At 60.2% G+C, this 14783-nt stretch carries 14 protein-coding genes; 5 read left to right on the top strand and 9 right to left on the bottom strand.

The annotated features are described in order from the left end of the window. Nucleotides 1-11: 11 nt before the first annotated feature. Nucleotides 12-1775 (top strand): pyrroloquinoline quinone-dependent dehydrogenase, encoded by a 1764-nt coding sequence (locus Q0601_RS17370; RefSeq protein ID WP_305291150.1) that lies wholly within the window; start codon nt 12-14, stop codon nt 1773-1775. A 67-nt stretch (nt 1776-1842) separates the two neighbouring features. Then, complete coding sequence (locus Q0601_RS17365; RefSeq protein WP_305291149.1) at nt 1843-2682, top strand: substrate-binding periplasmic protein; 840 nt, start codon at nt 1843-1845, stop codon at nt 2680-2682. 33 nt (nt 2683-2715) lie between these two features. On the opposite strand, the gene Q0601_RS17360 is transcribed toward Q0601_RS17365, so the two are convergent. From Q0601_RS17360 to Q0601_RS17330, 7 genes are all read right to left on the bottom strand, one after another. Continuing rightward, nucleotides 2716-3321: a hypothetical protein gene (locus tag Q0601_RS17360; protein ID WP_305291148.1), complete on the bottom strand. Its 606-nt coding sequence runs from the start codon at nt 3319-3321 to the stop codon at nt 2716-2718. Between the two features lie 99 nt (nt 3322-3420). Next, nucleotides 3421-4455, bottom strand: coding sequence for an ABC transporter ATP-binding protein (locus Q0601_RS17355; protein ID WP_305291147.1), 1035 nt, complete (start codon nt 4453-4455; stop codon nt 3421-3423). A gap of 13 nt (nt 4456-4468) precedes the next feature. Further along, nucleotides 4469-5491, bottom strand: coding sequence for a Gfo/Idh/MocA family protein (locus tag Q0601_RS17350; protein WP_305291146.1), 1023 nt, complete (start codon nt 5489-5491; stop codon nt 4469-4471). Further along, on the bottom strand, nt 5488-6327 hold the full coding sequence (locus Q0601_RS17345) for a carbohydrate ABC transporter permease (protein ID WP_305291145.1): 840 nt from the start codon (nt 6325-6327) through the stop codon (nt 5488-5490). The genes Q0601_RS17350 and Q0601_RS17345 overlap by 4 nt, the downstream gene beginning before the upstream one ends. Nucleotides 6328-6336: 9 nt before the next feature. Next, nucleotides 6337-7254 carry a carbohydrate ABC transporter permease gene (locus tag Q0601_RS17340; RefSeq protein ID WP_305291144.1) on the bottom strand — a complete coding sequence of 306 codons (918 nt, stop codon included), beginning with the start codon at nt 7252-7254 and terminating at the stop codon, nt 6337-6339. A 108-nt stretch (nt 7255-7362) separates the two neighbouring features. Then, a complete protein-coding gene (locus Q0601_RS17335; protein ID WP_305291143.1) occupies nt 7363-8622 on the bottom strand; it encodes an ABC transporter substrate-binding protein in 1260 nt (419 codons plus the stop codon). A gap of 51 nt (nt 8623-8673) precedes the next feature. Beyond that, nucleotides 8674-9555: an N-acetylmuramic acid 6-phosphate etherase gene (locus tag Q0601_RS17330; protein ID WP_305291141.1), complete on the bottom strand. Its 882-nt coding sequence runs from the start codon at nt 9553-9555 to the stop codon at nt 8674-8676. Between the two features lie 150 nt (nt 9556-9705). Between Q0601_RS17330 and Q0601_RS17325 the strand changes: the two genes are divergently transcribed. From Q0601_RS17325 to Q0601_RS17315, 3 genes are all read left to right on the top strand, one after another. After that, on the top strand, nt 9706-10545 hold the full coding sequence (locus tag Q0601_RS17325) for a glucosamine kinase nucleotide-binding domain-containing protein (RefSeq protein ID WP_305291140.1): 840 nt from the start codon (nt 9706-9708) through the stop codon (nt 10543-10545). After that, entirely contained in the window at nt 10542-11327 is a 786-nt protein-coding gene (locus Q0601_RS17320) for a GntR family transcriptional regulator (RefSeq protein WP_305291139.1), read from the top strand. The genes Q0601_RS17325 and Q0601_RS17320 overlap by 4 nt, the downstream gene beginning before the upstream one ends. A gap of 302 nt (nt 11328-11629) precedes the next feature. Continuing rightward, nucleotides 11630-13057 carry an MFS transporter gene (locus Q0601_RS17315; protein ID WP_305291138.1) on the top strand — a complete coding sequence of 476 codons (1428 nt, stop codon included), beginning with the start codon at nt 11630-11632 and terminating at the stop codon, nt 13055-13057. 83 nt (nt 13058-13140) lie between these two features. Here Q0601_RS17315 and Q0601_RS17310 read toward each other — a convergent pair whose 3' ends face one another. Together Q0601_RS17310 and Q0601_RS17305 are read right to left on the bottom strand one after the other, a co-directional pair. Further along, nucleotides 13141-13818 carry a GntR family transcriptional regulator gene (locus Q0601_RS17310; protein ID WP_305291137.1) on the bottom strand — a complete coding sequence of 226 codons (678 nt, stop codon included), beginning with the start codon at nt 13816-13818 and terminating at the stop codon, nt 13141-13143. A gap of 150 nt (nt 13819-13968) precedes the next feature. Continuing rightward, complete coding sequence (locus tag Q0601_RS17305; RefSeq protein WP_305291136.1) at nt 13969-14730, bottom strand: alpha/beta fold hydrolase; 762 nt, start codon at nt 14728-14730, stop codon at nt 13969-13971. Between the last annotated feature and the right edge of the window lie 53 nt (nt 14731-14783).

Raw genomic sequence — 14783 nt, 5'->3', positions numbered from 1 at the left:
AGAGACCCAGAATGAAACTCGACATTCGCAAACATCTGCTGATCGCGTCTACCGCGCTGATCGCATGTGTTCCGGCGGCCTTTGCGCAAGGCGTGCTGGATAATTACACCCCCGTCACCTCGGAATTGCTGGCTAATCCGCCGAAAGGCGACTGGCTGCAATGGCGTGGCAACTATTCAAATACCGGCTTCTCGGAACTGGATCAGATCAACAAGGAAACCGTCAAGGATCTAGAACTGGCATGGGCCTGGCCGATGGCAGATGTCGGCATTCAGGAAACCGTTCCACTCATCCATGACGGCGTCATGTTCCTGCAAACCTCGGATGGTATCGTCGAGGCGCTTGACGCGAAATCCGGCGATCTGCTGTGGACCTATCGTCACGTCCTGCCGCAACTGAATTCGACCTGGTCCTATCAGGCCAATCAGGCCCGCCGTCAGAAGAACTCGATCGCGCTGGCTGGCGATAAGATCATCCTGACCACGCCGGACGCGAAACTGGTCGCTCTGGAAGCGAAGACCGGCAAGATCGCGTGGGAAAAGCAGGTTCTCGATTGGAAAAAGGGCTATTCCTACACGGTTGGCGCATTGATCGTGGATGACAAGATCATCTCGGCGATCTCGGGCTGCTCGATCGCGGGCACGGCAGGCGGATGCTATATCATGGCGCATGACCTGAACTCGGGCGAGGAACTCTGGCGGTTCAATACCATCAACGATCCGGAAAACCCCGAACAGCAGGAAAGCTGGGGCGAGGTTCCGCCGGAAAATCGCTGGGGCGGTACTCCGTGGACGACCGGCTCTTATGATCCGGAACTTGGCCTGACCTATTGGGGCGTCGGCATGCCGGGACCCTATGCCGAACTGATCCGGGGCTCGGGCGATGGCAGCGTGCTTTACACCAACTCGACGCTTGCGCTGGATGTGAATACCGGCAAACTGAAATGGTACTATCAGCATCTGCCGCGCGACAACTGGGATCTTGACAGCCCGTTCGAGCGTATTCTTGTCGATCAGGAAGTGGACGGCGAAACCCATAAGATGCTGATCTCGGTTCCGGGCAAGAACGGGATCGCCTTTGCGCTTGATCGTGAGACTGGCGAATATCTGTGGTCGAAAGAGACCGTGTTCCAGAATGTCGTGTCCAAGATCGACGACGACGGCACCGTGCATATCAACGAAGATCTGGTTCCGACCGCTGTCGGTCAACCGGTTCATGTCTGCACATCGGTTTCGGGCGGCAAGCTTTGGCAGGTGGGCTCCTATAGCCCGCTGACCCAGACCTATTACGTGCCTCTGACCGAAGCCTGCAACGAGGTGACGCCGACGCAATCCGAATTCACCGCCGGTAACGCGGTCGGTTCGGTCAAGTTCGGCCCGCGCGTTCTGCCGGAAGGTCAGGACAATGCCGGGTTGTTCGAAGCCCTGTCCGTCAATACGACGCAGGGCGATCACCTGTGGCAGCATCGGCAGCGCGAAGCACCGACCTCATCGGTTCTGGCAACTGCCGGAGGTCTGGTGTTCGGCGGCGACGCTGCACGCTATATCAAGGCATTCGACGACGAAACCGGAGATGTTCTGTGGCAACAGCGCCTGAACGCCCCGGTCGGAGGCTCACCGGTTACCTATGAGGTCGATGGCGAGCAATATCTGGTCGTGCCCACCGGTTACTCGAATTCGGCATCGTCGATTGCGTCGGCTTTCCCGGAAACGCCGCTGCCGAACGGCAATGGCAACTCGATCTTCGTGTTCAAGCTGAAAACCGAAGCTGAATAAAACCCGCTGATCTGCGATCGGGAAAGGGGGTTTCGGCCCCCTTTTCCATGTAAGGAAAGGTTTCGGGATGATAAAATGGTTATTGGCGGGGGTTCTGGGCTTTGCTGCCGCGACCTCGTCCTTTGCGCAAAGCTATGGTGTGCCCTCGGAGCTTCTGGATAATACGCGGCGGATGGATGGCGACAAATTGCAGGTCTGTCTGGACCAGACCGGCAAGACCCGCGAATTCGATCGCGCCGTGGCACAGGCGATAGCCGATGCGTTGTTTCTGACGGCGGAATTCCACGAAGGCTTTGGCGGCTATCCCACCAGCGGCGAAGGCTTCATGGACGAGTTGCAGATCGCGATGAATAACAGCTGCGACATCATGGTCGGTATGACCGTGCAAGAGAATTCGCCCTTCCCTGATTGGGCGGTCCTTAGCCGTCCCTATGTCAGCCTGCCCTATGTGCTGGCGGTCAAAGACGATTACCGGGCTTTGCCGGATATTCCGCGCGACCGCAAACTGGGCACCGCGCTGTCATCCATGGGTGAGCGTGTGTTCATCACCTGGAACCAGCAACAGCCCGAAGAACAGCGATTCATCAGGCTTCCCTATGCGGATATGGAACTGATGGCCAGACGGGTCGCGGATGGCTCGATTGCGGGAATGATGATCTGGCAGCCGGTTCTTGCGGAGCTTGAGAAATCCGGCAATCCCGACGCTGCGGCACTGCACGCTATTCCGATGAAGCCAGTGCCCGATACGGTGACGCGGGTCGGCATTCTGATGAAGGCCCGCGACAGTTATTTGCGGACTCAGGTTGATGAGGCAATCGACGCTTTGGTCACGGATGGCACGATCGCCGGCCTGATGCAGGATTTCGGTTACGAAGGAACAGCGGGCGACGCGGCAGGAGCACAATGACCCGGCTCTTGTGACGACTGATCGGCGCGATCTTCAGACCAGTCGCAGCGCCCTGACCAAAGGCGTTACATCCGGAAACCAGCCCAGAATGACAAGAATGGCCGCCAGTGCCATCCCGATCGGGGCCAGTTTGCGATAACGCTTTGCGATTGCCGGGAAAATAAAGGGCAGCGCCGTCCCGACCAGCAAACCCGGCAGCGGCAGCAATCCCAGCATCACGGATCCGGCCAGCATGAATTGCAGTGTATCGATGCTTGCCAGCGTCATATAGCCCACTGTGCGCGGCAGGGCAGCATGCAGCGGCGCACGTGCCAGATCAAGCAGCGGCACGAATGCCAGCATCAACCCGAAACTCAGCAGCACGGCAAGCAGGGGGCGCAACCGCGTCATGCGGTTATCCGCCGGGGCAAAGGGCATCGGTTCGATCCAGCTCATGCGGAAGGCGATGCCCAGAAAAATGCCCGACAGAAGGATATGACGAAACGGATTGAAACTGAATCGTCCCGACTCACGCGGGCGCGGATCCCCCATGAGCGTCAGGACCATGGCAAGGATACCCCCCTGCATCCCGGCATGGATCAGCAACGCAAGAATGCGGCGCAAAATCTCGGGCAGGGTCAGATCGTAAAGAAATACCATTCCGCAGCATCCAGAGTCGGCGGGCCTCCTCCTGCCGCAATCCGCAGGTCATGTCCATACAGGACGGTTTCGCGCACCCATCCGGGGCGGCGAATGACGTCAGGGGGTCGCGCGGCCTGCCGCTGGACGTTCACCCGGCCGCAACCTCTGCCCATGCTCATCGAAGTGAAACGCCCGCGCAGCGTCCGGCGTCAGCCAGACCGGCGCATCAACCTGATAATCATGCTCGCCGAACAGCCGCACCGTCAGCAGCCCGTGATCCTCGGTCAGAACATAGACCAGCGTCTCGCCGCCCAGCTTCTCGACATGGCTGATCTTGCCCGCGATCTGTCCGGCTTCGGTCGAAATCTCCAGATGTTCCGGGCGAATCCCCATCTGCACCGATGAAATTCCCAGCGGCCCGGATTTCAGGAAATTCATCTGCGGACTGCCGATAAACCCCGCCACAAAGGTATTCGCGGGATCGTTATACAGATCCATTGGCCGCCCGACCTGTTCGACCCGCCCGGCGCGCAGGACCACGATCTTGTCGGCCAGCGTCATCGCCTCGACCTGATCGTGGGTCACATAGACCATCGTCGCGCCCAATTCGCGATGCAGCCGCGCGATCTCGATCCGGGTCGCCACGCGCAGCGCGGCGTCAAGATTAGACAACGGCTCATCAAACAGAAACAGCTTTGGACGCCGGACAATCGCGCGGCCGATCGCGACCCGCTGACGCTGGCCACCCGAAAGCTCGGCGGGGCGGCGGTCCATCAGCGGTCCCAGACCCAGCATAGCGGACGCCTTGTCGGTTGCGGCAGAAATATCGGCGCGGGAGGCCCCCGCCTGTTTCAATGCCAGCCCCATATTGTCGCGCACCGTCAGATGCGGATAAAGCGCATAGCTTTGGAAGACCATCGCGATCTCTCGTTTGGCCGGGGCGACATCATTCACCCGCCTGCCCTCGATACTCACATCGCCCGAGGTCACATCCTCCAGCCCGGCGATCATCCGCAGCAATGTCGATTTCCCGCAACCAGAGGGGCCGACGAAAACGCAGAATTCGCCCGGTTCGACATCCAGATCGACGCCGGTGATAACCTCGGTCGTACCGAAAGTCTTGGTGACATTGGACAGGGTCAGGGCTGACACGTGGCCGCCTCCTTCACAGTTTGACCGGATCGCCGGTGCGGACGCTTTCATCAGCGGCAAGGCAGACGGCAAGCGAACGCACCGCGTCCTGCATATGACGGGTCAGGTCCAGATCCTCGGCAATCGCTTTCGCCACGAATGCCTGTTCGGCATCGCAAAGCTCCTGATGCCCCGGCTCGCCCGCCATCGACAGATCCTCATCCCCCTGCCCCACGCGATGCACCCGCAGGGTCGAGGTCATCGTATGCGCATCCACATCGTCCGAGCGAACGCCTTCGGGCATCCGGATCGAAACCGCGCCATTCGGGCTGACCACGTCTTTCACGAAGAAAGCGGTGTCCGACATCATCGGCCCCCAACCCGCTTCATACCAGCCGACCGAACCATCCTCGAACAGCACCTGAAACTGGCCGTAATTATACATATCGGCCGCGATCTCATCGCTGAGACGCAGCCCCATGCCGCGCACCTCGACCGGGGCGGCATCGGTGATCTGGCACATGACATCGACGTAATGCACGCCACAATCCACGATGGGAGAGGTGGTCTGCATCAGGGCCTTGTGAACCTCCCATGTCGGGCCGCTGGATTGCTGATTCAGGTTCAGCCGGAACACGAACGGCCCGCCAAGCGCCCGCGCCTCGGCGATCAGGCGCTGCCAGCTTGGATGGTGACGCAGAATATAGCCCACGACCAGCTTGCGCCCGGTCTCGACGGCGCAATCCATCACGCGCTGCGCATCCGCCACATTACTGGCCAGCGGCTTTTCGACAAAGACATGCGCCCCCGCCTGCATCGCGGCCACAGCGAAATCGGCATGGCTGTCGGAATAGGTGGCGATACAGACCAGATCGGGCTTCAGCCGCTGCAATGCCTCGGCATAATCATGGTTCAGGGGGTAATCCTGCAATTCCGGCGGCAGGTCCGGCACGCTGCGATTGACCAGCCCGACGATCTGAAAATCCGGATTGTGATGATAGGCCAAGGCATGGCTTAGCCCCATATTTCCCAGCCCGGCGACAAGGACACGGATCATTTCACTGCTCCTGCGGTAATGCCACGGATCAACTGGCGCGAGAAGATCAGATACAGGACCATCACCGGCACGATGGCCAGCGACAGCGCCGCAAGAACCGCGTTCCAGTTGGTGACGAATTGCCCGATGAAAACCTGAGAGCCCAGCGTGATCGTCTTTGTCGGCTCGGACGGCGCAAGGATCAGCGGGAACCACAGGTCGTTCCAGATCGGAATCATGGTGAAGACGGCAACGGTCGCCATCGCCGGGCGTACCAATGGCAAAACCAGCCGGAAGAAGATGCGATATTCCGACAGCCCGTCGATCCGCCCGGCATTCTTCAGGTCATCAGAGACGTTTCGCATGAATTCCGACAGGATAAAGATCGCCAGCGGCAAGCCTTGCGCGGTATAGACCAGCACCAATGCCGTCAGCGTATTGACCAGCCCGGTCGCCACCATCAGTTGCAGAATGGCGACTGTGCCAAGCCGGATCGGAATCATGATCCCAAGCGCCAGATACAGCCCCATCAGGCTGTTGCCCCTGAACCGGTATTCCGAAAGGGCGAATGCTGCCATCGCGCCGAACAGCAGCACGAAGAACAGGCTGGCAACGGTTACGATCATCGAGTTCTGGAAATATTGAAAGAAATCCCCCTGAGCCAGCACGGTCTGGAAGCCGATCAGATCGAATGTCTCGCGCGTTGGCAGCGCCAAAGGTTCCCTGAAGATCGCCTGCCGCGACTTGAAGCTGTTGATGACGATCACGAAAACCGGGAACAGCGCGATAAGCGTATAGGTGATCAGGATGCCATGGGCGGCGATGCTGCGGGGAAGGGAATGGCGGGCGCTGGACATCTTCGGGCCTCAGAACTGATAGCGGCGCAGCCGCGTCTGAATGGCGAACAGATAAATGCAGACGCCGACAAGGATGATCCCGAACATGGCGGTGGCGATGGTCGCCCCCATATGCGGATCGCCCAGTTGCAGCTGGAATCCGAAGAAGGTCCGATACAGGAATGTTCCCAAAAGATCGGTCGCGAAATTCGGCCCCGCCAAGGCCCCCTGACTGACATAGATCAGATCGAAGGCGTTGAAATTGCCGACGAAGGTCAGAACCGAGATGATGCCGATCGAGGGCAGGATCAGCGGCAGCTTGATCTTCCAGAATTGGGACCAGCCAGTGACGCCATCCATCTCGGCCGCCTCGATCACCTCGTCGGGGATGGACAGCAGGGCGGCATAGATCAGCATCATCGGAATACCCACGAACTGCCAGACAGAGACAAGCGCCAGCGTCGTCAGTGCCGTCCCCTCGCGTCCCAGCCACGGCGCGAACAGGCTTTTCAGACCCACCGCATCCAGCATATTCGGCGCGATCCCCCAAATCGGCGACAGGATCAGCTTCCAGACGAATCCCACGATCACGAAAGACAGGATGGTCGGAATGAAGATCGCGGTCCGGTAGAACGCCGCCATCCGCAGCCGGGAGGACGACAGCAACGCCGCCAGCATCACGCCGACCGGATTCTGAACCAACATATGAACCAGAAAGAACCACGCATTATTCGCCAGCGCATTCCAGAACGCAGCCGACCAGCGCGGATCGCCGAACAATGTCGAAAAATTTGCCAGTCCCACGAAAACGCGCCCGCCCTCGCCCCTGCCGAACAGCGACAGGTTCAACGTCCCGATCAGCGGAATGATCATGATCGCGGTATAGACCAGCACCGCAGGCGCCAGAAATACCACGATATGCCACCGAAACCCCTTCCGCTGCGCCATCCGCGCCCCTTCTTCTTTGCACAAATACCTTCTTCGGGGGACAGCCTGTCGCTGCGCCAGTGGTTCAGGAACCAGCAGACAATGGGCAGAACGCCCCCCGTATCACCATCAGTTCTGCTGCGGCTCGTACCATGAGGCCAGCCCCTCTTGCAGCCGCTCGGCCGCGGCCTCGGGGGTTTCGGTCCCATTGATCACATTGGCGCTTGCATTCCAGGTCTCGTTTTCAAGATTCGGTGTGCCGCGCGACAGGATCTGATAGGTGGACCGGATCGTCGGCTCGCAGTTCTCGCGCCAACTCACGAATTCCTGCGCCACGGCATTCTCCATCTCGACCGGGTTCGAATTTAGCGAGAAGAATCCCGGCAGCGCATTTGCATAAAGCGAGGCGAACTCGTCCGAACCGACCCATTCAAGGAAGGTCCGCGCCGCATCCGCATTCGGCGACGCCGCGTTCAGACCAATGCCAATATCGGTATGGTCACTGATATAGCATGTGTCGCCCTCGGCCACGACGGGAGGGGCGAAGGCGCCCATCTCGAACGCGCCCGCGATCTGCGGCTCGAAAACGCCGATCTCCCATGAACCGGCCGGATAGATCGCGGCGCGGCCAAGGGTGAACAGGTTCTGACTATCGGGATAGGTCTGCGCCTCGAACCCGTCGCCCAGATAGTCCTTCCACTTCGCCAGTTGCCGGAACGGCTCGACCCAGCCCTCATCGGTCAGCTTCTGGCTGCCGTCGATCAGGGCCTTGCGGCCTTCCTCGCCTTTCCAGTAGGTCGGGCCGATATTCTGATAACCCATGGTTGCGGCTTCCCATTGATCGGGCGTGCCCATGGCCATCGGGATATAGGTGCCGTCCTCCTTGATCTTGTCCAGCACGGCATAGAATTCATCGACCGTGGCGGGCGGCTCCAGCCCCAGTTCCTCGAACGCGGATTTGTTGTACAGAAAACCATGGATGACCGAAGCCATCGGCACGCAGAAGGTCGCGCTGCCGTCATCCGTCTGCCAGGCCGATTTCGCCACGTCGGAGAAATTGGCCATCGATTCCAGATCGGTCAGATCGGCCAACTGCCCCTTGTTGAACAATTCAAGCGAGGCATCGAAGGGACGGCAGGTGATCAGATCGCCCGCAGAGCCCGCATCCAGCTTCGAATTCAGCACCGCATTATATTCCGCCGGAGCGGTTGGCGCGAAATTGATCTTGATGCCGGGATTTGCGGCTTCAAAGGCCGGGATGATGGTTTCCTGCCAGATCTGCAGATCGTCGTTGCGCCAGCTTTCGACGGTCAGCGTGACGTCCTGCGCGGCGGCCGCGCCGGCCATGAATGTGTTGGCCAATAATGCCAGACGAATGGTTCGGGTCATGTTCTTCTCCCTGAATATGGACCTGTTCCCCAGCCCTTGGTTTTCGTGAAATCATGCGAGCAGCGGTTGCAGATGCCCCCCCGTCCGCTCCAGTTCGGCGGCGGCCCTTTCGGGGTCCATGCCTTGCGCCACCAGAATTGCGGGCTTCACCGCCCCCTGCGTGGCCGTAAGCGCCGCTTCGGCCACCGGCAGCGGCACCGAGGCAAGATTGCTGACGATCCGCGTGGCCCGGTCCACCAGCTTGGCATTGTCGGCGACAAGATTGACCATATAGCCGTCATGCACATGGCCCAGACGGATACCGACCAGCACCGACAGCATGTTCAGTGCCACCTTTTGCGCCGTTGCCGCCCCCATCCGGGTAGAGCCCGCGACGATCTCGGCACCGGTCTGCAGCAGGACGGCGATATCGGACATGTCCAGAAGAGGCGTGCCATCCACATTGGCGAAGCCGACAACAGTGATCCCGCGCGCCCGCGCCTCCTGCGCGATGGTCAGGGCATAGGGCGTCCTGCCCGAAGCCGTCAGGATCAGCACTACATCGCCCGCCTGCAGGCCAGAGGCATCCAGATCCGCCACGGCAAGCCGGGGATCGTCCTCTGCCGCGCCCTTCATGTGCAGAAGCGCATCCGCGCCACCCGCGAACATCATCGGCGTCCTTTCGGGAGGGAGTCCGAAGGTGCCCGCCAGTTCGAGACTGTCCGCCAATGCCATCAGGCCAGAGCTTCCCGCCCCGGCATAGCCCATCCGCCCGCCGCGCGCCAAAGCGTCGGCGCCAAGCTCGGCCGCTTTTTCGATCGCGGGTAAAGCGGGTTTCACCCCTGCAAGCGCACCGATCTGCGCATCCAGCAATGCCGAAAGGATCTGCCCCGCAGGTTGCAGGTGCAATCCATCCGCTGCGGGATGTCGCGATTCGGTATTGCTTTCGACCATCTGATTCCTCACTTCAGGTGATGATGCCAAATTAATACCAATTGTAAAGAGCGTTCGTGAAATCGCTGCTAATTGCCTATTTTCCGAGAAATTGCAGATTACTCTTTTTATTTGGTATTGCTTTGGTATCTTCGCGGCAAGGAGGCCCGAATGACGCTGTTTCTTGGAATCGATGGCGGTGGCACCGGATGCCGGGCGGCTTTGGCCGATGCCGAAGGGCATGTGCTGGGCCGGGGTCATGGCGGACCTGCCAATATCAACACCGATGTCGACGGCGCCGCGGCCAATATCCTTGCCGCGACCAGCCGGGCAGTTGCGGATATCGGCACCGACCCGCGCGATCTGATCGCCACGCTTGGCCTTGCAGGGGGCACGATCACCGCTGCGACAAACCGGCTGACAGAGCTTCTGCCCTTTGCGCGGGTGCAGATCGTGAATGACGCGATCACCGCCACGCGCGGCGCATTGGGCGCGGATGACGGCATTCTTGCGGCGCTTGGCACCGGCTCGGTCTTTGCGGTACAGCGGGCGGGCAAGGTCCGGCAGGTCGGCGGGCGCGGTTTCCTGCTGGGGGATGAGGGCAGTGGCGCGGTGATGGGCCGCGAGTTGCTGGCCGATGCGATGCGGGCAGGCGACGGCTTTTTGCCGATGACGCCGCTGCTGCAAGACCTGCTGGACGAATATGGCGGCGCCGAAGGGATCATCTCGTTCGGCAACCGTGCCAGCCCGGCGCAATTCGGTGAACTGGCCCCCCGGATCGTCAATTCAGGCGATCAGGCCGCAAATCGCATCTTCACCCGCGCTGTCGAAGAGATCCGCCATATCCTGACCGTATTGCAGGACGGCGACAATATGCCGGTCGTCTTCGTCGGCGGTCTTGGTTCGCATTACGCCGCGCGGCTGAACGCCCCGTGGCCGGTTCAGGCTGCCCGCGGTGACAGCGTCGATGGCGCATTGCTGATGGCCCGGCAGATGGCGGGCGCGGCATGAACGACCTGTTCTCGGCCAAGAATTTCAGCGACGGCGATAGCGGCCCGCTATATCTGCAACTGCATCGCCGCATCGCCGAGGCCATCGCATCGGGTCGTCTGAAGCCCGGCGACAGCCTCCCGCCCGAACGCGAGATGGCGATCCAGACCGGATTGTCGCGGGTCACCATCCGCAAGGGGATCGAGGCGCTGGTGGCATCGGGTCAATTGGTGCAAAAACGCGGATCGGGCACTTTCGTCGCGCCCAGGGTCGAACGACTGGAACAGGCATTATCGCTTTTGACTTCCTTCACCGAGGATATGGCGCGGCGCGGGCGGCAGGTTGAAAGCCATTGGCTGATGCGCGGCCTTCACGCCCCCGCCCCGGAAGAGGTGATGGCGCTTGGCCTTGGTGCCGGCGATCGGGTGGCACGGCTGGAACGGGTGCGCATTTCCGACGGCGTTCCGCTGGCAATCGAGCGCGCCTCTCTGCCTGCGGCCATCCTGCCCGACCCTCAGGCGATCGAATTTTCGCTATATGGGGCGCTGGACGCGCGCGGGCTGCGGCCCGTCCGGGCGGTACAGCGGATCTCGGCGACCAATCTGGGGCCAAAGGATGCCGATTTACTGGGCGTCGGCACGGGTGTCGCGGCACTAAGGATCGAGCGCGTCTCTTACCTTGGAACCGGGCAAGTGGTCGAGTTCACCCGCTCGGTCTATCGCGGCGATGCCTATGATTTCGCTGTCGAACTGAAACTGGCTGCAAGCGACGACCGGAGCGAGGCCGAAAGGAACAGCGCCTGACCCAAAGGCACATGATCCGTCTTACTCTTTCCGGATCGGTTCTGCCTCATCGCTGCGCCAGTTCAATCCCTCCGGAATCAGCCCGGCAACCACCTCCATCATGGTATCCCGTGACGCAACTTGCCGTAACACGCCCGGCTCCCTGCGCCGATTGACTGTCGCCACATTCATCAACAACGGCTGGATCACGACTGTATCAAAGTACAGCAAACCCAGAGGATCATTGTTATCCACATCTGATATATCTATTGCATTTTAATCGTAGATCTGTATGGCTGTCGCTGTGAAAGGGAGGAGTTCACATGACAGACCTGACGACAGGCGCCGGGGGGACTGCCGCCCCGAGCCCATCTTCCAAGGCTGTGCGCGGAGCCGCCGAAACGGCATCCGACGCGATGATCGCCGCAAGGCTCGACCGGTTGCCGATGACCGGCTATCAGCGTTTCATCTTCGGAATCATTGCCACTGCATGGTTCTTCGATTCGATTGATCTTGGTTCACTGACATTTCTGCTGGGCTCGATCCGCAATGAATTCGGCTTGACCACGGCTCAGGCTGGCCTGCTGTCCAGCATGAGCTTCATAGGCATGTTCCTGGGCGCTGCCATCGCCGGCATGGCCGCTGACCGTTTCGGACGAAAAATGGTCTTTCAGGTCAGCATGGTATTCTGGGGCCTCGGAAGCCTGTGGTGTGCCTATGCGCCGGATGCGCAAACGCTTGGCTATGCCCGGTTACTGCTTGGCTTTGGCATGGGAATGGAGTTCCCGGTGGCGCTGGCGATCGTCTCAGAGATTCTGCCGACTGCGAAACGCGGACGCTATCTTGCCATTCTGGAGGGGTTCTGGCCCATCGGCTTTATCGCGGCGGGCTTGCTGAGTCTGCTGTTCCTGACTCATTTCGACTGGCGCACAATGTTCCTGTTCCAGGCCATTCCAGCCGCTTTCCTGCTGATAATCCGGATTTTCGTACCCGAATCGCCTCGCTGGCTGGCGGATCGCGGCCGCAATGATCAGGCGGAAAGGGTCATGAGCCGGATCGAGGAAAAGGTCCTGAAACGGCTGCCGGAAGGACAGGCGTTACCTGCTCCGAAACCGATCGAAAGCCGCACCAGCGAAGAACGCCGTTTCTCTTTTCTCGAATTGTGGTCCAAGGGTTACGCCAGCCGGACGATGATGATCTGGACAGTGTGGTTCTTTGCCTTGCTCGGCTTCTATGGGCTGACGACATGGCTCAGCGCATTGCTGCAAGACGCAGGACATAGCGTTTCCCAATCGGTCACTTATACGATCACGATCTCTTTAGCCGGTCTGCCCGGATTCGTTGCGGCCGCCATCTTGCTGGACAAATGGGGACGTAAACCCACCGCAATGATGATGCTGATCGGCTCGGCGGTTGCGGCATATTTCTATGGCAACGCGACGACGACCGCCATGCTCATCTCTTACGGCCTTGTCATGCAGTTCTTCCTGTTCGGGATGTGGTCGGTGCTTTACGCATATACGCCGGAACTTTACCCGACGCGCTCGCGAGCCACCGGCGCGGGCTGCGCCTCTGCCATCGGTCGGGTCGGGTCGCTGCTTGGCCCGTATATCATCGGGATCGTCCTGCCTACATTGGGCAATAGCGGTGTGTTTGCGCTTGGGGCGGGCTCGTTCATTGTCGCCGCATTGGCCATCGGCATCTTCGGGATCGAGACAAGGGGCAAATCGCTCGAAGAAATCTCGCATTGATCGCAAGACAACAATCCGGCCGCCGGGACAGACTGGCGGCCGGGTTACAGATGCCGGTCCCGCCGCCGCCCGGTTGCCGGATATCAGATCGTCGAGCGCGTGAATTCGACAATATAATCCATCAGCTCATCCGATGCGTCGGCCGCACGATCGGCATCGCCCTCGGAAATCATCCGCGCAACCTTTGCATGCAGATTGGCGCAACGCTCCAGATCCAGCGCTTCGCGGTAATGCTGAAACCAGAAGCGGCGAGAGAGGCCCTGAATGCGGCGCATCGCGCGTTCGGCGAACTCATTGCGGCAGGCAGCCACCAATGCCTGATTGAATTCCAGATCCAGTCGCATGAAGGCCGCGTCGTCGCGATTTTTGGCGGCTTCGGCCAAAGCATCGGCCAAAATGCGGAACGCCTCGCGTTCATCGGGAAGCACACGCTGCGCGGCCTTGCGGGTGCAAAGGCGTTCAACCTCCCGGCGCAGTTCGAGCAGAAGCAATTGCCGTGAAAGATTGATTTCCGAGACAAGAATACCGCGTCGGGGCAGCACATTCACCAGACCTTCGCTGGCCAGCCGCTGCAATGCCTCCCGTACCGGGGTGCGCCCGATCCCAAGTTCCTCGGCAAGCTGCGCCTCGGACAGGACCTGACCGGGTTCAAGCTGCAAATTGACGATTCGCTCTTCAAGCTGATGATAAGCACGGTCGGTCAGAGTGCTGTTCTTGTCGCCGGTTAGACGAGATGGCGCAGTAATGTCTGATGCACTCATGACGTGACGATCATCCTGAATAGTTTACCCCGAGACTCGCGGATTGGCTCTGACGATCTCACATATATGGTTTATATACCATTGCGCCAAGAGCGCAAACGGCACCCTGCGCGGACCTGTGGGCCGGATGGCGGGCCAAACCACCTACAATCACGCAACACGACTTTGACATATATGGAAAAAATCCGCCACCTCGCGGGCAAATCGTTCCGGCGCATAAGTCATCGGGACATGGCCGCATCCCTCCCAGATGCGAAGTTTCGCGCCGGGTATGGAACGGGCGAATATACTGGCATGCGCGACGGGACATTCACTGTCTTCGGATCCGTGAAGAACCATGGTCGGCACGTCGATCCGTGGCAGGAAATCGCGAAAATCGGCAGCCCGAACGGCAAGCCACGAACCTGCGACAGCGACATCCGTCGCGGTTTCCGCCAATTGCAGCCGTTTCGCGCGTTGGGCGGCCTCGTGCGCAACCTGCTCTGGCGTGTCGCCATGAAACCAGTTCGCATCATTGCCGCCCGTCGCCCCGATGCAGGGCGTGCCGCTGACCAGCATCAACCCCATCAAACGATCCGCCCCGTGGATACGCAGATATTCAAGCGAGACCAGACAGCCCATGCTCCAGCCCACAAGCAGAACAGGCCCATGCAGCCCCGCGATCACCGCATGCAGATCGCTGGCGAATCCCGTCAGCCCATATGCTTCGGGCCGATCCGGGCTGTAGGAACCCGCCCGGCCGCGGAGATGAGGGGCCATGACCGGTCCAAGACAGGACAGACCGGGCATCAGCGGATTCCAGATCGTCGCCGTGCCCTGAATGCCATGCAGCAGCACCACGCTTGGACGCCTGTCTTCAACGGCGCCTGCGCCCAGACATTCAAGCGCGCCCTCGGGAATGGTTACAATCATGTCTCACCATAATTTCCGCTTGAATGGATAAATGCGGAGGCGGGAAACGATCC

Origin of the sequence: Paracoccus wurundjeri (assembly GCF_030678915.1) — a bacterium.
Classification (GTDB): domain Bacteria; phylum Pseudomonadota; class Alphaproteobacteria; order Rhodobacterales; family Rhodobacteraceae; genus Paracoccus; species Paracoccus onubensis_A.
Note: the sequence above shows the minus strand (reverse complement) of the source record. Positions and strands in the feature narration are given on the sequence as shown.

Excerpts from the sequence above, each read along its gene's own strand:
- Q0601_RS17370 (WP_305291150.1), top strand. The coding sequence starts at position 12 with ATGAAACTCGACATTCGCAAACATCTGCTGATCGCGTCTACCGCGCTG.
- Q0601_RS17365 (WP_305291149.1), top strand. The coding sequence starts at position 1,843 with ATGATAAAATGGTTATTGGCGGGGGTTCTGGGCTTTGCTGCCGCGACC.
- Q0601_RS17360 (WP_305291148.1), bottom strand. The coding sequence starts at position 3,321 with ATGGTATTTCTTTACGATCTGACCCTGCCCGAGATTTTGCGCCGCATT.
- Q0601_RS17350 (WP_305291146.1), bottom strand. The coding sequence starts at position 5,491 with ATGATCCGTGTCCTTGTCGCCGGGCTGGGAAATATGGGGCTAAGCCAT.
- Q0601_RS17345 (WP_305291145.1), bottom strand. The coding sequence starts at position 6,327 with ATGTCCAGCGCCCGCCATTCCCTTCCCCGCAGCATCGCCGCCCATGGC.
- Q0601_RS17340 (WP_305291144.1), bottom strand. The coding sequence starts at position 7,254 with ATGGCGCAGCGGAAGGGGTTTCGGTGGCATATCGTGGTATTTCTGGCG.
- Q0601_RS17335 (WP_305291143.1), bottom strand. The coding sequence starts at position 8,622 with ATGACCCGAACCATTCGTCTGGCATTATTGGCCAACACATTCATGGCC.
- Q0601_RS17330 (WP_305291141.1), bottom strand. The coding sequence starts at position 9,555 with ATGGTCGAAAGCAATACCGAATCGCGACATCCCGCAGCGGATGGATTG.
- Q0601_RS17325 (WP_305291140.1), top strand. The coding sequence starts at position 9,706 with ATGACGCTGTTTCTTGGAATCGATGGCGGTGGCACCGGATGCCGGGCG.
- Q0601_RS17320 (WP_305291139.1), top strand. The coding sequence starts at position 10,542 with ATGAACGACCTGTTCTCGGCCAAGAATTTCAGCGACGGCGATAGCGGC.
- Q0601_RS17315 (WP_305291138.1), top strand. The coding sequence starts at position 11,630 with ATGACAGACCTGACGACAGGCGCCGGGGGGACTGCCGCCCCGAGCCCA.
- Q0601_RS17310 (WP_305291137.1), bottom strand. The coding sequence starts at position 13,818 with ATGAGTGCATCAGACATTACTGCGCCATCTCGTCTAACCGGCGACAAG.
- Q0601_RS17305 (WP_305291136.1), bottom strand. The coding sequence starts at position 14,730 with ATGATTGTAACCATTCCCGAGGGCGCGCTTGAATGTCTGGGCGCAGGC.